This is a genomic window from Aeromonas simiae (genome assembly GCF_014892695.1).
Classification (GTDB): domain Bacteria; phylum Pseudomonadota; class Gammaproteobacteria; order Enterobacterales; family Aeromonadaceae; genus Aeromonas; species Aeromonas simiae.
Genome location: NZ_CP040449.1, coordinates 247,501 through 266,575, shown reverse-complemented (window position 1 = coordinate 266,575; position 19,075 = coordinate 247,501). Strand labels below are relative to the sequence as shown.

Annotated in this window: 16 protein-coding genes, 2 rRNA genes and 1 riboswitch (1 of these 19 cut by a window edge); of the genes, 8 read left to right on the top strand and 10 right to left on the bottom strand. The window is 61.0% G+C overall.

The features are described 5' to 3' along the window. Positions 1 to 2: 2 nt before the first annotated feature. From ilvN to FE240_RS01180, 5 genes are all read right to left on the bottom strand, one after another. Positions 3 to 497 carry an acetolactate synthase small subunit gene (gene ilvN, locus FE240_RS01200; protein ID WP_193003062.1) on the bottom strand — a complete coding sequence of 165 codons (495 nt, stop codon included), beginning with the start codon at positions 495 to 497 and terminating at the stop codon, positions 3 to 5. Then, positions 497 to 2,215: an acetolactate synthase 3 large subunit gene (locus tag FE240_RS01195; RefSeq protein ID WP_193003061.1), complete on the bottom strand. Its 1,719-nt coding sequence runs from the start codon at positions 2,213 to 2,215 to the stop codon at positions 497 to 499. Before FE240_RS01195 ends, ilvN begins: the two co-directional genes overlap by 1 nt. A gap of 362 nt (positions 2,216 to 2,577) precedes the next feature. Next, complete coding sequence (locus FE240_RS01190; RefSeq protein WP_156991857.1) at positions 2,578 to 2,730, bottom strand: hypothetical protein; 153 nt, start codon at positions 2,728 to 2,730, stop codon at positions 2,578 to 2,580. 48 nt (positions 2,731 to 2,778) lie between these two features. After that, positions 2,779 to 3,888 (bottom strand): MJ1255/VC2487 family glycosyltransferase, encoded by a 1,110-nt coding sequence (locus FE240_RS01185; protein WP_193003060.1) that lies wholly within the window; start codon positions 3,886 to 3,888, stop codon positions 2,779 to 2,781. Between the two features lie 315 nt (positions 3,889 to 4,203). Further along, positions 4,204 to 4,833: a TetR/AcrR family transcriptional regulator gene (locus FE240_RS01180; RefSeq protein WP_193003059.1), complete on the bottom strand. Its 630-nt coding sequence runs from the start codon at positions 4,831 to 4,833 to the stop codon at positions 4,204 to 4,206. 415 nt (positions 4,834 to 5,248) lie between these two features. Here FE240_RS01180 and leuA point away from each other — a divergent pair, with 415 nt between their 5' ends. Genes leuA through FE240_RS01155 form a run of 5 tightly spaced genes read left to right on the top strand, consistent with a single transcriptional unit; the run spans position 5,249 to position 10,920 of the window. Continuing rightward, complete coding sequence (gene leuA / locus FE240_RS01175; RefSeq protein ID WP_193003058.1) at positions 5,249 to 6,811, top strand: 2-isopropylmalate synthase; 1,563 nt, start codon at positions 5,249 to 5,251, stop codon at positions 6,809 to 6,811. 2 nt (positions 6,812 to 6,813) lie between these two features. Continuing rightward, a complete protein-coding gene (gene leuB / locus FE240_RS01170) occupies positions 6,814 to 7,899 on the top strand; it encodes a 3-isopropylmalate dehydrogenase (RefSeq protein WP_193003057.1) in 1,086 nt (361 codons plus the stop codon). A gap of 28 nt (positions 7,900 to 7,927) precedes the next feature. Then, positions 7,928 to 9,325, top strand: coding sequence for a 3-isopropylmalate dehydratase large subunit (leuC, locus tag FE240_RS01165; RefSeq protein ID WP_193003056.1), 1,398 nt, complete (start codon positions 7,928 to 7,930; stop codon positions 9,323 to 9,325). Between the two features lie 10 nt (positions 9,326 to 9,335). Next, positions 9,336 to 9,935, top strand: coding sequence for a 3-isopropylmalate dehydratase small subunit (gene leuD / locus FE240_RS01160; RefSeq protein WP_193003055.1), 600 nt, complete (start codon positions 9,336 to 9,338; stop codon positions 9,933 to 9,935). Between the two features lie 55 nt (positions 9,936 to 9,990). Further along, entirely contained in the window at positions 9,991 to 10,920 is a 930-nt protein-coding gene (locus FE240_RS01155) for a transglutaminase domain-containing protein (RefSeq protein ID WP_193003054.1), read from the top strand. Here the strand turns inward: FE240_RS01155 and FE240_RS01150 are convergent. Next, on the bottom strand, positions 10,884 to 11,174 hold the full coding sequence (locus tag FE240_RS01150) for a PilZ domain-containing protein (protein WP_193003053.1): 291 nt from the start codon (positions 11,172 to 11,174) through the stop codon (positions 10,884 to 10,886). The two genes, FE240_RS01155 and FE240_RS01150, sit on opposite strands and share 37 nt — an antisense overlap. 61 nt (positions 11,175 to 11,235) lie before the next feature. Beyond that, positions 11,236 to 11,326, top strand: a riboswitch (TPP riboswitch). Positions 11,327 to 11,368: 42 nt separating this feature from the next. On the opposite strand from FE240_RS01150, the gene thiB reads away from it, so the two are divergent. From thiB to thiQ, 3 genes are read left to right on the top strand one after another with little or no spacing between them, the layout of a single operon-like run. Beyond that, positions 11,369 to 12,355, top strand: coding sequence for a thiamine ABC transporter substrate binding subunit (thiB, locus tag FE240_RS01145; RefSeq protein WP_193004389.1), 987 nt, complete (start codon positions 11,369 to 11,371; stop codon positions 12,353 to 12,355). After that, positions 12,355 to 13,953 (top strand): thiamine/thiamine pyrophosphate ABC transporter permease, encoded by a 1,599-nt coding sequence (gene thiP, locus FE240_RS01140; protein ID WP_193004390.1) that lies wholly within the window; start codon positions 12,355 to 12,357, stop codon positions 13,951 to 13,953. Before thiB ends, thiP begins: the two co-directional genes overlap by 1 nt. Further along, positions 13,937 to 14,653: a thiamine ABC transporter ATP-binding protein gene (gene thiQ / locus FE240_RS01135; RefSeq protein WP_193003052.1), complete on the top strand. Its 717-nt coding sequence runs from the start codon at positions 13,937 to 13,939 to the stop codon at positions 14,651 to 14,653. The genes thiP and thiQ overlap by 17 nt, the downstream gene beginning before the upstream one ends. Positions 14,654 to 14,692: 39 nt before the next feature. Here thiQ and FE240_RS01130 read toward each other — a convergent pair whose 3' ends face one another. From FE240_RS01130 to FE240_RS01115, 4 genes are all read right to left on the bottom strand, one after another. Then, positions 14,693 to 16,063 carry a PhoH family protein gene (locus FE240_RS01130; RefSeq protein ID WP_193003051.1) on the bottom strand — a complete coding sequence of 457 codons (1,371 nt, stop codon included), beginning with the start codon at positions 16,061 to 16,063 and terminating at the stop codon, positions 14,693 to 14,695. 246 nt (positions 16,064 to 16,309) lie between these two features. Next, positions 16,310 to 16,750, bottom strand: a complete 441-nt coding sequence (locus FE240_RS01125; RefSeq protein ID WP_042048762.1) for a pullulanase — start codon at positions 16,748 to 16,750, stop codon at positions 16,310 to 16,312. Positions 16,751 to 17,114: 364 nt separating this feature from the next. Then, positions 17,115 to 17,229: ribosomal RNA gene (rrf, locus tag FE240_RS01120) — 5S ribosomal RNA — on the bottom strand. Positions 17,230 to 17,333: 104 nt separating this feature from the next. Then, positions 17,334 to 19,075, bottom strand: a 23S ribosomal RNA gene (locus FE240_RS01115); it runs 1,148 nt beyond the window's last position.

The following is a 19,075-nucleotide window of genomic DNA, read 5'->3' as shown; positions in this document are numbered from 1 at the left end:
ACTCACGCCCGTAGCGTTTTATCGGCTCGTGAGATGCCGCATACGCCAGAGCGCACTACCTCCACCACCTCACTGCTCTGCACCACGGTCTTGATGAAGGCATCCAGCTTGTCGCTAGTCCCGGCCAGTTGCACCGTATAGAGCTCCGGTGTCACATCCACTATCTGGCCACGGAAAATATCGGCCAGTCGCTTGAGCTCGTCACGGGCAGCGCCCACCGCACGCACCTTGACCAGTGCCAACTCGCGCTCGACGTGTTCCCCTTCGGTGATGTCGCACACCTTGAGCACATCCACCAGCTTGTGCAGTTGCTTGTTGATCTGCTCGAGTACCCGCTCGTCTCCCATGGTGACGATGGTCATGCGCGACAGAGTCGGATCCTCGGTCGGCGCCACCGTCAATGTCTCGATGTTATAGCCACGCTGAGAGAACAGACCCACCACCCGGCTCAGGGCACCGGACTCGTTTTCCAGCAGTACCGATATGATGTGTCTCATCAGGTTCTCTCCGTCTTGCTCAGCCACATTTCATCCATGGCGCCAAACTTGATCTGCATCGGGTAGACGTGCTCGTCGGGGTCGACCGAGATGTCCATGAACACCAGCCGATCCTTCATGGCAAACGCACGCTCCATGGCGCTCTCCAGCTCGGCCGGATCGCTCACCGCGATGCCGACGTGGCCGTAAGCCTCGGCCAGCTTCACGAAGTCCGGCAGAGACTCCATGTAGGAGTGACTGTGACGGCCGCCGTAGAACATCTTCTGCCACTGCTTGACCATGCCAAGCGCGCGGTTGTTGATGGAGATGATCTTGACGGGCACGCCATATTGCAGGCAGGTAGAGAGCTCCTGGATGTTCATCTGCACCGAGCCATCACCGGTCACACAACAGACCACGGCATCCGGATTGGCAAACTGCACCCCCATGGCGGCCGGCAGGCCGAAGCCCATGGTGCCGAGGCCCCCTGAGTTGATCCACTGGCGCGGCTTGGCAAACGGGTAGTAGAGGGCTGCAAACATCTGGTGCTGACCCACGTCGGACGCCACGAAGGCCTCCCCCTTGGTCACCTTGTAGAGGGTCTCAATCACCTGCTGCGGCTTGATCATGTTATCGCTGCGCTGATAACTCAGGCAGTTGCGCTCGCGCCACTGATTGATCTGGCTCCACCACTCCCCAAGCGCCTGCTTGTCGTTATCAAAACCGTTCTCGGCAATCGCCTCCAGCATCTGTTCGAGCACCGTCTCCACCGAGCCGACGATGGGGATGTGTGCCTGCACTGTCTTGGAGATAGAAGTGGGATCGATGTCGATGTGCACCACGGTGGCATGCGGGCAGAACTTGGCGACGTTGTTGGTGACCCGATCGTCAAAGCGTGCCCCCACCGCCAGGATCAAGTCCGAGTGGTGCATGGCCTTGTTGGCTTCGAAGGTGCCGTGCATACCGAGCATGCCGATAGACTGCGGGTGGGTACCGGGGAACGCCCCCAACCCCATCAGGGTGGTGGTCACCGGCAGGTTGAAGCGCTCGGCCAACTGGGTCACCAGGCCGTTCGCGTTAGCAGCAATGGCCCCTCCCCCCACGTACATCACCGGGCAGGTCGCCTCGGCCAGCGCCTTAGCCGCCCGTTTGATCTGCCCCTTGTGTCCCGCCTTGGTGGGGTTGTAGGAGCGCAGGCTCACCGACTCGGGATAGTGATAGGGGAACTTCTCCTTGGGGTTTTGCACATCCTTGGGAAGATCCACTACCACTGGCCCCGGGCGGCCGCTGGCAGCGATGTAGTAAGCCTTCTTGATGGCCTCGGGGATCTCGCTGGCCGTCTTGCACAGGAAGCTGTGTTTTACCACCGGACGGGAGATGCCGATCATGTCGGTCTCTTGGAAGGCGTCCTCGCCGATCATGCTGGTCGGCACCTGGCCGGAGAGAATAACCAGCGGAATGGAATCCATGTAAGCGGTGGCGATGCCGGTAATGCAGTTGGTGGCGCCAGGGCCCGAGGTCACCAGCACGGTGCCCACCTGGCCGGTTGAGCGGGCGTAACCGTCAGCCATGTGCACGGCGGCCTGCTCGTGGCGCACCAGCACGTGTTCAATCTTGCTGTTTTCAAAGAGTGCGTCATAGATGTCGAGCACCGAACCACCGGGGTAGCCGAAAATGTGCTCAACCCCCTGATCCTCCAGCGCGCGAACCACCATTTGGGCGCCTGATAACATCTCCATGATAAAGCCCTCCAGGCTTTGCTCCGTTTTAGCGTGGATACCCCCGCCCGCTGCTTCCCGGCACGCCTCCGTCCCGCGAGTTGTTGATTATGTCGGGACGGGTACGAGTACGGCACGAGGGTACTATCGTCGATACTGCTCACACCCTATCAAAAGGGTTGAAAAAACAACTTAACCTGCGGGCAGAGGCTTGTCCATGGGTTTGTCGGTGGGATTAGTCAGATATGTTACCGTTTGTGCCGGTGACAGGAGGGAGGGTCGAGCAAACCGCCAAACTTTCCGATGTCGTGGCGTTTTAACAGCATAATTGACTGAATGTAGCGTGAATGAACACCGCCCGGCGAACCGGGCGGAGTGGGAATTTACTGCTCTTCGTCCGGTTCGGCCAGCCAGATTTGCTGATCCGGATCCGTTTCCTCACTGACCGAGATGCTCACCCCCATGTCGAGCAGTTCCTTGAGGGTGAGATTATCGGCAAGACTCATCGACTCGCCGTGTTCATTGGTAAAGCGCATGCCATCACTCCTTAGTGTCACTGAGTTGCCCCCGTTGGCCCTTCAAGCTTAGTCAACAACCGAGCGCAGCCACCAGCTGGCCGGCGCCCAGCTCGCAGCCCCCTCCAGTTCACATAAGCGCTCGGCCACCTCCTCGGGAAAGCGGGTGCGCCGCCACAGGCGGGCCGACAACTCACTCAGTGGCTCCTCCTCCCCGGCCAACACCCAATGCGCCAGCGCCTGCGCGACGTCAGGCCACGTCACCCTGCCCGGAGGCTCGCTATCTATCCAACCGCGCAGCACGGTGGGATCGAGTTCATCCATCAGCGTTGCCAACCCCATCAGTGCCAGCGTCTTGCCATTGCTCAACTGCTCGAACTGACCACGCAGCGGCTTGACCAGCAGCATCTTGCCGAGCGAAAGCGCCTCGCTTGCCAGCTCAAACCCGGCGTTGCAGATCACTCCGCGGCAACTGCGCAACACATCGAGAAACGGCTGCCGGGCAGGGGGGTAGAACACCACGTTCTGCCACTCCTGCACCTGTACTACGCCCGGGTGGAAACAGGCGAAGTGATGCGAAGAGAAGCGGCTCAGCAAGGCGTGGATCGCGGCAGGATGCTCGAACGGCAGATAGACCAGAAACCGCCCCCTCTCCCGCAGTGGTTCCAGGGGATCCACGATGGGAGGGAGCAGGGGAGCCCCGAAATGAAACCAGTGCAGCCCGATATGGCGCTGCACCGGTGCAAAATGGCGCATCAGCAGCCGCTCAGCCAGTCCCTCTCCCCAACGCGGCACCGGCCAGGCAAAGCTTGCCTGGTGGCTGATCCCCAGTGTCGGAACCCCCTGCCGGCGCGCCGCATGGGCCGTGAGCGGTTCAAAATCGCTCACCACCAGATCGTATTCCCGGCAATCGAGCGCCGAAAGTTCATTCCAAAAGACGCGCGGCCGGCACTTAAGCAGGGTTTGCAGGAGGGAGAGCCGGCCATCCCGACAGGAGAAGGTGAGCCCATGGCGGGTGCGATAGTGGCCGAAGGCCTCCATGTCGAAATAGGTGCCCTTGGGCCGGCCACTAAACAGGTAATCGACCTCGGCCCCCTGGTTAGCAAGGGCCCGCGCCAGAGTGCGCGAGCGAGCGATGTGGCCATTGCCAGTCCCCTGAACCCCGAACAGAATGCGCATGCTTAGCCTCCTCGCCAGGCCAGGGGCCGCAACGTGTAACAGGCGCAATACATCTCCAACGGATCATGGTATCGAGTCACAGGGCAAGCAGGGTGCCTGCGCCATCCCGGCCACCAGAGAGCAGCATCAGATGGCAGACTCGGGCCGGCAGACGGTGAGGAGGGGACGAAACCGATCCGCTCATCCCAGAGCCGTAAGCAACGCATGCGTGAACCTCCTGACAGTGACTGCAAGGAGCATGGGCGGCCGATGTGACAGGGGCTTGAACGGGGGATAACAGAAACATGAAGGGGCCGACGGCCCCTTCAACATGGATCAGTGGGTGAGGCGACTGCCGCGCAGCCCCGACGAGATGAGCCGGCAGTTATGCTCGGCCAGACGGGCCATGAAGTGCTCGTCCATGGTGACGCCGAACACCTGCTCGTAGAGTTCGCGCATCATCAGCGGCTGCCACATCAGGTTGAGGAAGGAGAGCCGCAGTAGGGCCGGATCGAGCGACTCATCGAGTTCGCCACTCGCCCTCAGATTGTCAATAAGGGCATCAAACTGGGGCAACTGGCGGTTGATCAGCTGATTCAGCACGAAGTCGCGCCCCGGATTGTGCTCAACCGAGAGGGCACTGGTCAGGGTGGAGTTGAGATCGCTGTCCGGTGCCATCACCTGATAGTGAGTCGATACCAGGCTCTCTAGGCTCAGCTGCCCCTCGTCGGATTTCCACACCTCGTCCAGTGGGCGGGCCAGATCGCCGAGCACGGCTTGGTAGAGACCCTCCTTGCTGCCGAAGTAGTAATGGATCATCGCCAGATTGGACCCGGCCATCTCGGCAATCTCGCGGGTCGTGACCTTGCCGTAGGGGTGCTGTCGAAAGCACTCGCGGGCAGCAGCCAGCAACTTGTCGCGGATGTCGGAACGGCCGACCGGTCGTCCAGGCCTACGCTTTTCCATTCTTGTACCTCACCTGTTCCTGAATTGTCTGTGCCGCCAGAGGCCTTCCCGGCTCCCGACAAGGCGGCTGGATGGTGTGCATCATCCCGCTGCAACCCGATCCGGGACAAGGAAATTTGCACACATTTACATTTCGATTAAATATCTTGGCCCCGTGTTAATCGCAAACAAAAGTTGACAATCTGCCCCATTCCCGAGTATTGCTAGTTGTGTTTCGACTGAAGGATTGAATTCGTCATGCGTATTGCCACCCCGCTACTACTAATCTCCCTAATCGCGTTCACTCGCGCGGGATCCATGTAGCCGGGCCGCAGGCATAACCGGAATTTACAGAAACCCGTGCGCCCCGCACGGGTTTTTTTATCGGTCGCCGTTGCAGGACGCACGCCCAAGCACTTAGGAAGAGGTAAGCGACATGTCTAATCGGGTCATCATATTCGACACCACTCTGCGAGATGGTGAGCAGGCCCTGGCGGCCAGTCTGACGGTCAAAGAAAAATTGCAGATTGCCCAAGCACTGGAGCGCCTCGGCGTCGACGTGATGGAGGTGGGGTTCCCAGTCTCCTCCCCGGGCGACTTCCAGTCGGTGCAGACCATCGCCCGCCATATCAAAAACAGCCGGGTCTGCGCCCTGGCCCGTGCCCTGCCCAAAGACATCGACGCGGCCGCCGAGGCCCTCAAGGTCGCCGAGGCGTTTCGCATCCACACCTTTATCTCCACCTCCGCCATCCACGTGGAGAGCAAGCTGAAAAAGAGCTTTGAAGACGTGCTGGAGATGGGGGTGAGCGCGGTCAAGCACGCCCGCCGCTACACCGACGATGTCGAGTTCTCCTGCGAGGATGCCGGTCGCACCCCGATCGATAACCTGTGCCGCATGGTTGAGGCCGCCATCAACGCCGGCGCCCGCACCATCAACATTCCCGATACCGTCGGCTACACCATTCCCACCGAGTTCTCCGGCATCATCCACACCCTGTTCAACCGCGTGCCCAACATCGACAAGGCCATCATCTCGGTACACTGCCACGATGATCTGGGCCTGTCGGTGGCCAACTCCATCGGCGCCGTGCAGATGGGGGCCCGCCAGATCGAGTGCACCATCAACGGCATCGGCGAACGGGCAGGCAACTGCTCGCTGGAAGAGGTGGCGATGATCCTGAAAACCCGCGCCGATCTGCTGGGGGTCGAGACCAACATCCGCCACAGCGAGATCCACCGCACCAGCACCCTGGTCAGCCAGCTGTGCAACATGCCGGTGCAGCCGAACAAGGCGATCGTCGGGGCCAACGCGTTCTCCCACAGCTCCGGCATCCACCAGGACGGCGTGCTCAAGGCCAAGAACACCTATGAAATCATCACCCCCGAGAGCATCGGCCTGACTCAGAACAACCTGAACATGACCTCCCGCTCCGGCCGCCACGTCATCAAGCACCGCATGGAGCAGATGGGCTATACCGAGAGCAGCTATGACCTGGACGACCTCTACACCCGCTTCCTGACCTTGGCCGATAAGAAGGGGCAGGTGTTCGACTATGACCTCGAGGCGCTGGCCTTCTTCAGCCAGATCCATGAAGAGCCCGAGCACTTCAAGCTCGAGTACCTCGGGGTGCAGAGCGGCAGCTCGGTGCTGGCCACCGCCTCGGTCAAGCTCAAGGTGGGCGATGAGGTCGTGAGCGAAGCCGCCACCGGCAACGGGCCGGTCGATGCGGTCTATCAGTGCATCAACCGCATCAGCGGCATCGATCTGCGCATCGACAAGTACGCCCTCAAGAGCAAGGGGGAAGGCAAGGACGCCCTCGGCCAGGTCGACATCGTCGCCGAATACAAGGGCCGCAAATTCCACGGCATGGGGCTGGCTACCGACATCATCGAGTCGTCGGCCAAGGCGCTGCTCCACGTCATCAACAGCATCTGGCGCGCCGATCAGGTCGCCGAGCAGATGGAACGCAACAACAAAATCAAGACGGAGACTGTATAAACATGACGAGCTATCGGATCGCGGTATTACCGGGGGACGGCATCGGCCCCGAGGTGATGGACGAAGCCATCAAGGTGCTGGGCAAGGTTCAGGCCAAGTTCGGCTTCCAGCTGGAGTATGAGTGGCACGACGTGGGCGGCATCGCTATCGATAACCACGGCACCCCGCTGCCGGCCTCCACCCTCAAGGGGTGCGAAGCGGCCGACGCCGTGCTGTTCGGCTCGGTCGGCGGCCCCAAGTGGGAGCACCTGCCCCCCAACAGCCAACCGGAGCGTGGCGCTCTGCTGCCCCTGCGCGCCCATTTCAAGCTCTTCTCCAACCTGCGCCCTGCCCGTCTCTACAACGGCCTTGAGCACTTCTCACCGCTGCGGGCCGACATCTCGGCGCGCGGCTTTGACATCCTCTGTGTGCGCGAGCTGACCGGCGGCATCTACTTCGGCCAGCCCAAGGGACGCGAAGGGGGTGGCGCCACCGAGAAGGCGTTCGATACCGAGGTCTATCACCGCTTTGAAATAGAGCGTATTGCCCGCCTGGCCTTCAACGCCGCCCGCGGCCGCCGCGGTAAGGTGACCTCCATCGACAAGGCCAACGTGCTGGCCTCCTCGGTGCTGTGGCGCGAGGTGGTCAATCAGGTGGCCACGGAGTTCCCCGATGTAGCGGTGAGCCACATGTACATCGACAACGCCACCATGCAGCTCATCAAGGACCCGTCCCAGTTCGACGTGGTGCTCTGCTCCAACCTGTTTGGCGACATCCTCTCCGACGAGTGCGCCATGATCACCGGCTCCATGGGCCTGCTCCCCTCGGCCAGCATGAGCGAGTCGGGCTTTGGCCTCTATGAGCCGGCCGGTGGCTCGGCCCCGGACATCGCCGGCAAGGGCATCGCCAACCCGGTGGCCCAGATCCTCTCCGCCGCCCTGCTGCTGCGCCACAGCTTGGGGCAGACCGAGGCTGCCGACGCCATCGAGCAGGCTGTCGCCGCCACCCTGGCCGAAGGCTGGTTCACCGGCGATCTGCACAGCGCCGCCGCCCACCACCCGGTGCAGAGCACTGCCGAGATGGGCTCTCAGATCGCCGCGCGCATCTGAACAGCACGCATAACAAGGACACAGAGCAATGGCTAAAACCCTTTATCAGAAAGTCTTCGACGCCCACGTGGTGCGCGAAGTGGACGGCGAGACCCCGCTCATCTACATCGATCGCCACCTGGTGCACGAGGTGACCAGCCCGCAAGCCTTCGACGGCCTGCGCGCCATGAACCGCCGCTTGCGCCGCCCGGATCTCACCTGGGCCACCATGGATCACAACGTCTCCACCACCACCAAGGACATCGCCGCCTCCGGCGAGATGGCCCGCATCCAGATGGAGACGCTGGCGACCAACTGCAAGGAGTTCGGGGTTCGCCTCTACGATCTCAACCACCAATATCAGGGCATAGTCCACGTGATGGGGCCGGAGCTCGGCATCACCTTGCCCGGCACCACCATCGTCTGCGGCGACTCCCACACCGCCACACACGGCGCCTTCGGTGCCCTGGCCTTTGGCATCGGCACCTCGGAAGTGGAGCACGTGATGGCGACCCAGACCCTCAAGCAGGGCCGGGCCAAGACCATGCGCATCACGGTGCGCGGCCAGCTCGCCGAGGGGATCAGCGCCAAGGACGTGGTGCTGGCCATCATTGGCAAGGTGGGCCACGCCGGTGGCACCGGCTACGTGGTGGAGTTCGCCGGTGAGGCCATCGAAGGGCTCACCATGGAAGGGCGGATGACGGTGTGCAACATGGCCATCGAGCTCGGCGCCAAGGCCGGCATGATTGCCCCGGATCAAACCACCATCGACTACATCCGTGGCAAGGAGTTCGCCCCCAAGGGCGAGGCGCTGGAGCAGGCCATCGCCTACTGGCAAACCCTCAAGAGCGATGCCGATGCAAAATTCGACGCCGAGGTGGTGCTCAACGCCGCCGATATCGCCCCGCAGGTGACCTGGGGCACCAACCCGGGCCAGGTGATCGACGTCAATGCGCCTATCCCCTCCCCCGAGAGCTTTGATGATCTCATCGAGCAGCAGTCCGCCCGCAAGGCCCTCGAATACATGGGGCTCAGTGCCGGCCAGAAGCTCACCGAGGTCGCCATCGACAAGGTGTTCATCGGTTCGTGCACCAACAGCCGCATCGAGGATCTGCGCGCCGCGGCTGCCATCGCCCGCGGCCGCAAGGTAGCCGCCGGAGTACAGGCCCTGGTGGTGCCGGGCTCCGAGCAGGTCAAGGCTCAGGCCGAGGCCGAAGGGCTCGACAAGATCTTCATCGAAGCCGGTTTTGAATGGCGCCTGCCCGGCTGCTCCATGTGCCTGGCGATGAACAACGATCGGCTGCAACCGGGGGAGCGCTGCGCCTCCACCAGCAACCGCAACTTCGAAGGGCGCCAAGGGCGCGCCGGCCGTACTCACCTGGTGAGCCCGGCCATGGCTGCCGCCGCCGCCGTGACCGGCCACTTCACCGACATCCGCACACTGTAAGGAGAGAGCGATGACTGGATTTAAGCAACACACGGGTCTCGCCGCGCCGCTCGATCACGCCAACGTGGACACCGACGCCATCATCCCCAAGCAGTTCCTGCAAAAGGTCACCCGCATCGGCTTTGGCAAGCACCTGTTCCACGACTGGCGCTTCCTCGATGACGCAGGGCAGCACCCCAACCCCGAGTTCGTGCTGAACCAGCCCCGTTACGCTGGCGCCAGCATACTGCTGGCCCGCGAGAACTTCGGCTGCGGCTCGAGCCGCGAACACGCCCCTTGGGCGCTGGCCGACTACGGCTTCAAGGCGATGATCGCCCCGAGCTTTGCCGACATCTTCTATGGCAACGCCATCAACAACGGCATGGTGCCGGTGCGGCTGCAAGAGGCGGAAGTCGAGGCCCTGTTTGCCCTGGTCGCGGCCCACCCCGGCCAGACCATCACAGTGGATCTGGAGGCATGTCAGGTGCGCGCTGGGGATCTCTGCTTTGGTTTCGAGATCGACGAGTTCCGCCGCCACTGCCTGCTCAACGGCCTCGACAGCATAGGCCTGACCCTGCAACACGATGAGGCCATCAAGGCCTACGAGGCCAAGCAGCCAGCCTGGCTCTGAGCCACATCACCACACTAGAATGGGAGCGCTCGCTCCCATTTTTTATGGACTGCCCATGCGTCTGATCCCCCTGCTCCTGCTGCTCCCCCTCTCCCTCTGCGCCAAGCAGCTCTCTTTCGTGCGCAGTGGCGACGAGGTGAGTGTGCGCTGGGAGCAGGGCCAAGAGGCGCAGGCGCTCACCTACCGACTCGAGCGCGGCACCCTGCCCCCCTTGCTCATCTTCTCGCCCGAGCGGCTGCGCCGCGATACGCTGCAAACCTTGTTGCAGCAGGGTAAGGAGCAGTTCCCCGGGGTGCGATTTAGGTTAGGCCCCGGCGGTGAGCTGGCCCTGCAAGCCCGCACCCAGCAGGCTGTCGATGCGGCGATGGCGTGGCTCGCCACGACCAGACCCAAGGTCGAGGACGAGTGGCTGCTGGCCCGCTACTTCCAGCGCTTCACCGACCCCGCCGGGGGCGAGGCGGTCAAGCAGGATCATGTGCGCATCGCACTGGAGAGCCGCGCCGAGCTGGCGCCGCTGGCAGAGCAGTTCAAGGAGGAAGGGGGCAGTGAGGAGGAGGCCAGGCGCAAGAGTACGGCAGCGGTGCTCGCCTTCGTGCAGGCGATCCCCTACGCCCCGCTCGATAACAGCGGGATCCGTGGTGGGCGCGGCTTTCTGGCCCCACGCCAGGTGCTGCTGCAAAACCGCGGCGACTGTGACAGCAAGGTCACCCTGATGGCGGCCCTGCTCGGCCAGATCTATCCGAACCTGAAACAACTGATGATCTTCACCCCGGATCACGCCCTGCTCGGGGTCGAGCTGGCCGCCAGCGGCGAAGAGCAGACGCTGGAGTGGGCAGGAACCCGCTATCTGTTGATGGAGCCGACCGGGCCGGCCGAGCTGCCGTTGGGGGCGCTGGCGCGCCCCAGCCAGGTGATGGTTGAGAGCGGCCAGTTTAGGGCTCAGCCGGTTCAGGCGACGGAGACGAACTCCACCGCCACCTGGTAGCCGCCGGCCTCCTCGCCGATACGGATGATGCGAGCCTGCGCCTCGAAGGGGGGCAGCAGGTTGCTGCCGGTCGCCAGGCTGACGCTCAGCGGCAGTGACTCATCGAGCCCCGACTCTTCGATGAAGATCCCCATGCCGTTGGCGCTCAGGTCACGGCAGATGCCAACTTGGCGCAGCGCTCCCTGATGCAGGGTCACGGGGGCATTGATGATCATGCGCTGAAACGCTCTTCGTTCCTTGGTCGTGGTAATCACACCCGATCTCCTCCCTGGTCTGAATCTGCTGGCCCACCCCAGCCAAGATGACTACAATGTGCCCGCTCAAACGGGGTGCAGTCACCTGCTGAGAATATACCCGTAGACCTGATCCAGATAATGCTGGCGGAGGAATTTGAGGCCCGGCGCGCATTTCGCGGCCCTACCGCCGGCTCCCGACGAGGAGTCCCATGATGAAGCGCACCGCACTGGCCAGCTTGGCCCTGCTTTCCTGCCTGTCGGCGCCGCTGGCGGCCGAAACCCTGACCGTCTACACCTACGACTCCTTCACCGCCGAGTGGGGCCCTGGCCCCAAGATCAAGCAGGCCTTCGAGCAAGAGTGTGGCTGCACCCTCAACTTCGTCGCGTTGGAAGATGGGGTAGCCATCCTCAACCGGCTGCGCCTTGAGGGGCGCCACGGCAAGGCGGATCTGGTGCTTGGCCTCGATGACGGCCTGCTCGGCGAGGCTAAGCAGACCGGCCTGTTCGCCCCTCATGGCACCGATCTCACCCCACTGGCGCTGCCGGGTGGCTGGCGCGATGAAACCTTCCTCCCCTACGACTACGGCTGGTTCGCCTTCGTCTATGACCAGACCCGACTCAAGAACCCGCCGCGCAGCATGCAGGCCCTGCTGGCGCGCGACGATCTGAAGATCATCTATCAGGATCCGCGCACCTCCACCCCGGGGCAGGGGCTGTTGTTGTGGCTCAAGGCGCTCTATGGCGACCAGTCGGGCGCACAGTGGGAGACGCTGGCTAAGAAGACGGTCACCGTCACCAAGGGGTGGTCGGAGGCCTACGGCATGTTCCTCAAGGGGGAAGCCGACATGGTGCTCTCTTACACCAGCTCGCCGGCCTATCACCGTATCGCCGAAGGCAAGCAGCAGTACCATGCCGCCCTGTTTGACGAGGGGCACTACCGGCAGGTGGAGGTGGTGGCTCGGCTCGCAGCCAGCCAGCACCCCGAGCTGGCCCGGCGCTTCCTCGACTTCGTACTGACCCGTCCCTTCCAGGACGCCGTCACCACCGGCAACTGGATGTATCCGGTGACCGAGACCCCGCTGCCCGAACCGTTTGCCTCCCTGCCGCTGCCGGCCAAGACCCTGACACTCGCTCCTGCCGAGGTGAGTCAGCAGCGCAAGGGATGGATCCGTGAGTGGCTGCAGGCCGTGACCCGCTGATGCGTCGTTTCTGGTGGCTGCCGGGGAGCCTCTCTGGCAGCCTGATCCTGCTGCTCGGTCTGGCGCCGCTTTGCGCCCTGCTGTGGCAGGCCGGAGCGCTCGACCCCATCGGCCTTTTGCAAGACCCCTACCTGCGCCACGTCTTGCTGTTTAGCCTGAACCAGGCCGCCCTCTCCACCCTGCTCAGCCTTGGCCTCGCCATCCCGCTGGCGCGCGCCCTCTCGCGGCGCCACTTCCCCGGCCGCCGCCTGCTGCTGAAACTGTTTGGCCTCTCGTTGGTGCTGCCGGTCATCATCGCCATCTTCGGTATCGTCACCGTCCATGGCCAACATGGCTGGGTGGCACAACTGCTGCGCCCGCTCGGTATCGAGCCCGGCCAGTATCTCTATGGCCTAACCGGTATTCTCATCGCCCATGTCTTCTTCAACATGCCGCTGGCGGCGCGCCTGCTGCTGCAAGCCATCGAGGCTATCCCAGAATCGAGCTGGCGGCTGGCAAGCCAGCTCGGGTTGCGCTCACACCATCTGTTCAAAGTGCTGGAGTGGCCGGTGATCCGGGCCCAACTGCCGGGGCTCGCCAGCCTCATCTTCATGCTCTGCTTCACCAGCTTCGCCACCGTGCTGGCGCTCGGTGGTGGCCCCAAATCAACCACCCTGGAGGTGGCCATCTACCAAGCGCTGCGCCTCGACTTCGATCTCGCCACCGCTGGCACCTTGGCGCTGCTGCAACTGCTGCTGAGCGCCTTGATCCTGTGGGGTCAGCACAAGCTACAGCGTGCGCCAGCCAGCCGCATTGGTCTGGCCCGCCGGGCTGAACGCCCCGACCGTGACCAGTGGCTGACCCGGCTGGCCGATGCGCTGGTACTGACCCTAGCTCTGGCCCTGTTTCTGCCCCCTCTGCTGGCCATCGTCAGCGCCGGGCTACGGCCTGAGCTGCTCGATGCCCTGCACAGTACCCCCTTGTGGCAGGCGGCCGGAACATCGCTCTGGATCGCCGTCGTGGCAGGCCTGTTGGCCCTGCTGCTTGGCAGCGGCCTGCTCATCACCAGCCGCCACGCCAAACTACGCCGCCATGCTCGTCGTCAGGCGGCGCTGTGGGAAGCGAGCGGTTCACTGATCCTGATGCTGCCAGCCGTGGTGCTGAGCACGGGGCTGTTCATTCTCTGTATGCCCTGGGTCGACGTCTTCGCCATCGCCCCCTGGCTGGTGATCCTGGTTAATGCCTTGATGGCACTTCCTTATGTGCTGCGCACCCTGTCGGGGCCGATGCAGCTGGTGGCCCGTCAGTATGACCGGCTCGGCGATAGCCTGGGCCTCACCGGCTGGCACCGGCTGCGCCTACTTGAGTGGCCCCTGCTGCGCCGCCCGCTGGCACTGGCGCTGGCCCTGTCGATGATTCTCTCGCTCGGGGATCTCGGTGCCATCGCCCTGTTTGGCAGCAGCACCATGGCCACCCTGCCTTGGTTGCTCTACCAGCAACTCGGCAGCTATCAACTGGGGCCCGCCGCCGCTACCGCCCTGTTACTACTGCTGCTCTGCCTGGCCCTGTTTACCCTGGTCGAGCGCGGCATTGGAGGTAAAGATGCTCATTCTGGATAAGCTCACCGCCCATTACCCGGAGTGGAGTGTCACCTTCACGACGCGAGTCGCCCAAGGTGAGATCGTCGCCCTGATCGGACGCAGTGGGGCCGGCAAGTCGACCTTGCTCGGCATGCTGGCCGGCTTCGTACCCGTCACCTCGGGAGCACTCAGCTTTGCGGGCCAGGATCTACTCCCCTTGCGCCCAGCCCTGCGCCCCATCACCACCCTGTTTCAAGATCACAACCTGTTCTTGCACCTTTCGGTCTATGACAACATCGCCATCGGCCTGCACCCCGGCCTGCATCTCACCCCAAGCCAGCAGCAGCAAGTGCTGCAAGCCGCTACGCGCGTGGGGCTGGGGGATATGCTGGATCGCCTGCCCGAGCAGCTTTCCGGTGGCCAGCAGCAAAGGGTGGCGCTAGCCAGGGCATTGGTGCGCGATCGCCCGCTGCTGCTGCTCGATGAGCCCTTCTCAGCCCTCGACCCGGCCCTGCGCAGGGAGATGTTAGCCGAGGTGGCCCTGCTGGCCCGCAGCCGGGGCACCACAGTGCTGATGGTCTCCCACAACCCGGAGGATGCCGAGTTGATTGCCGACCGGTTGTTGTTTATTCACGAAGGGGGGATCGCCTTCGACGGCTCGCCGAGTGAGCTGGCCAAGCCGACACTCCCTGCGCTGGCCGCCTATTTGGGCATGGGACAAGGCGCCGTCGCACCATGAAAAAGGGGAGCCGAAGCTCCCCTTGTGACATCTGCCCGCCTAAAGATTCTCTTCGGCAAACGAGGCCAACTTGCTGCGCACCACACCGTTGAGGTAGATGTTGGCGCTACCGTCAAAATCTTTGAAACGCTCGACGATGTAAGTCAGCCCAGATGTGACCGGGCTCAGGTAGTTGGAGTCAATTTGCGCTAGGTTGCCAGAGCAAACAATCTTAGTGCCCTCACCGCAACGGGTGATGATGGTCTTGATCTGGGAGGCCGTCAGGTTCTGGCACTCGTCCAGCAGAACAAAGGCGTTTTGAATGCTACGCCCGCGCATGAAGTTGATCGATTTGAACTGGATGTTGGCCTTTTCCATGATGTAGCTGAGCGAGCCGCTCATGTTCTCATCCTGCTTGTGCAGCACCTCCAGAGTGTCGGTGACGGCGGCCAGCCAGGGCATCATCTTCTCCTCTTCCGTACCGGGCAGAAAACCGATGCTCTCGGCAATTTCCGGCGTGTTACGGGTGACGATCACCTTGTCGTAGATCCCCTTTTCCACCACCAGTTCCAGTGCCGCAGCCATGGCGAGCAGGGTCTTGCCACAACCGGCGGGGCCGGTGAGGATCACTAGATCAAGATGTGGATCGAGCAGGGCATCGAGCGCCATTCCCTGATAGACATTCTTTGGATGCACGCCCCACGCCTTGCGCCCCATCAGCCGCTCACGACCTATGTCTTTGAGGTGGATCTTTCCCGCCTCATGACTGAGAACCCGGGCTGCGAAGAACTGCTCTTCATCGAGAAGGTACTGATTGATATGAACCGGCTCAATCAGCTTGTCATCGATGATATGGACTGTGTCACGGCCGTGGGTTTCACTCTCGCACTCCCCCACCCGCTCCCAGAAGCTGCCCTGTACCACCTGAAAGCCCTTGGCCAGCAGGCGAATATCATCGATGAGCTGGTCGCTGCGATAATCCTCAACGCGCGCCAGCCCGGCGCCCTTGGCCTTGAGACGCATATTGATGTCTTTAGTCACCAGCACCACCTGACGACGCGACTCGTGCTTTTGCAGGTAAAGGGCCGCATTGATGATGCGGTTGTCCGCCTCTTTGTCGGTAAAGAGCTCGGCATCCTGAGGTAGATGGTGATCACTGAAGATACTGATGGTGCCAGTGGCCTCACCGGCCAGGGGAACCCCTTGGGAGATCTGCTCGGGCGTCGCATCGCGGAACACGTCTTCCAGCGCCCGGATGGCGACGCGAGCATCACGGCTCACGTCCTTGTTGCGATCCTTGATGTTGTCGAGCTCTTCGAGCACCGTCATGGGAATGAGCACGTCGTGCTCTTTGAAGGAGTAAATGGCAAGGGGTTCGTGCAAGAGTACGTTGGTATCCAGGATAAACAGCTTCCGATCGGCGTTATCCATAAGCATCCTCCTTGGCTCGCATGGCCATGTCGAGTGATTCAGATACTATTCAAACCATACCGACATGGCACTTTTATTTCCATCCAAGCTACGCCCTAAATCCGAGCCCTGCAACACGTCCTAGTAAGAGCCCATCGCACCGTGTCCATTTGCTTGACTCGATGCTAACCCCCAAATGACAACCAGAAAAAGCAAGACCCCCGGTTTTTAGGCGGGGGTCTTATGCATGCACACTAGAAAAGGCGATCAGGGTTTCTTAACGTAGACAGTCGGTTGCTCACCGTTGAGATCGAGATAGAACTCGTATACCCCATCAGCATCCGGAGAGAACTTCAGGTCTTCAAACTTGGAGCAAGGGTTAACCGGTACCGGTTCACCATCCAGGCTGGCTACACCATCACTCGGGCTCTTATAACCAAAGTTGGTGCCGCAGCTCCAGTTCGCATCACCAAACTTAAACTTGTAGGGAGCCCATTCTTTCTTCAGAGTGCCCTTGGCCATGTACAGCTTATCGCCAACCTTAGTCACCTTGGTCTCATCGTTGGCTTGCCAATCGTTCATCTCACCACGCAGGAAGACGCTCTTACCGTCAAAATCGCCAGATGCATCGGCACCACCGCCGGCACTGCATCCGCCCAATACCAGGGTTCCCGCCGCCAGTATCATCGCTACAGTTTTCTTGAACATGTGTCCTTTCCTCGGATCCTAGTTGTTGTATCGCCGCTTCTTGCGGCATTAACATTTAACCAAAGAGTGAAAGGAAAGAGGGTTAACAATGTCACATTCCCTCGATTTTCCAAGGTTTGGACATACGGTGAATGTACTAAGAGTGACGAAAGAACCCCTTTATAGGGACTTTCGCATAATTGCGCTGGCGCGCAAGGTGGGGTTCGAGGTCTCGGTGTCGCAGGAGGACAATCTGGTGAGCATGGTGTTACCGCTCACCTAGGGGTGGGGATATAACAAAGACGTGTCGCGTGGCGATGACTTACGATTCAATAGCAAAAAGGCCATCTCGTTAGAGATGGCCTTTGCTTTCTTCAAATTGGGTGCCTGGCAGTGTCCTACTCTCGCATGGCATCTGCCACACTACCATCGGCGCTACAGCGTTTCACTTCTGTGTTCGGCATGGGAACAGGTGGGTCCACCGCGCTATGGCCGCCAGGCAAAATCGTAATCCGAAAAGCTGATTGCACTCACGATTCTCATCACAAGCACTAAAGTCGTTCTCACTTCGTCACAAGCGCTCAAAACACTTCTTGGGTGTTGTATGGTTAAGCCTCACGGGTAATTAGTACGGGTTAGCTCAACGCATCGCTGCGCTTACACACCCCGCCTATCAACGTTGTGGTCTCCAACGGCCCTTTAGGACCCTCAAGGGGTCAGGGATGACTCATCTCAGGGCTCGCTTCCCGCTTAGATGCTTTCAGCGGTTATCGATTCCGAACTTAGCTACCGGGCAGTGCCACTGGCGTGACAACCCGAACACCAGAGGTTCGTTCACTCCGGTCCTCTCGTACTAGGAGCAACTCCCTTCAATCATCCAACGCCCACGGCAGATAGGGACCGAACTGTCTCACGACGTTCTGAACCCAGCTCGCGTACCACTTTAAATGGCGAACAGCCATACCCTTGGGACCAACTTCAGCCCCAGGATGTGATGAGCCGACATCGAGGTGCCAAACACCGCCGTCGATATGAACTCTTGGGCGGTATCAGCCTGTTATCCCCGGAGTACCTTTTATCCGTTGAGCGATGGCCCTTCCATACAGAACCACCGGATCACTATGACCTGCTTTCGCACCTGCTCGACCTGTCCGTCTCGCAGTTAAGCTGGCTTATGCCATTGCACTAACCTCCTGATGTCCGACCAGGATTAGCCAACCTTCGTGCTCCTCCGTTACTCTTTGGGAGGAGACCGCCCCAGTCAAACTACCCACCAGGCACTGTCCGCGATCCCGATTCAGGGACCTGCGTTAGAACATCAAACATACAAGGGTGGTATTTCAAGGTCGGCTCCACGACAACTAGCGTCATCGCTTCAAAGCCTCCCACCTATCCTACACATGTAGGTTCAATGTTCAGTGCCAAGCTGTAGTAAAGGTTCACGGGGTCTTTCCGTCTAGCCGCGGGTACACCGCATCTTCACGGCGATTTCGATTTCACTGAGTCTCGGGTGGAGACAGCATGGCCATGGTTACACCATTCGTGCAGGTCGGAACTTACCCGACAAGGAATTTCGCTACCTTAGGACCGTTATAGTTACGGCCGCCGTTTACCGGGGCTTCGATCAAGAGCTTCGTGTTACCACTAACCCCATCAATTAACCTTCCGGCACCGGGCAGGTGTCACACCCTATACGTCCACTTTCGTGTTTGCAGAGTGCTGTGTTTTTGATAAACAGTCCCAGCCATCTGGTCACTGCGACTCCCAACAGCTCCGTGAGCAAGTCACTTCACCATCAAGAGCGTACCTTCTCCCGAAGTTACGGTACTATTTTGCCTAGTTCCTTCACCCGAGTTCTCTCAAGCGCCTTGGTATTCTCTACCCGACCACCTGTGTCGGTTTGGGGTACGATGACATGCAATCTGAAGCTTAGAGGCTTTTCCTGGAAGCAGGGCATCAATGGCTTCACCACCGTAGTGGCTTCGTCTCGTGTCTCAGTGTTGTGTCTCCGGATTTGCCTAGAAACACCACCTACGCACTTTCACCAGGACAACCGTCGCCTGGCCCACCTAGCCTTCTCCGTCCCCCCATCGCAATTACATGCCGTGCAGGAATATTAACCTGCTTCCCATCGACTACGCCTTTCGGCCTCGCCTTAGGGGTCGACTCACCCTGCCCCGATTAACGTTGGACAGGAACCCTTGGTCTTCCGGCGAGGAGGCTTTTCACCCCCTTTATCGTTACTTACGTCAGCATTCGCACTTCTGATATCTCCAGCATACCTCTCGATACACCTTCGCAGACTTACAGAACGCTCCCCTACCACTTGCACTGAGTGCAAATCCG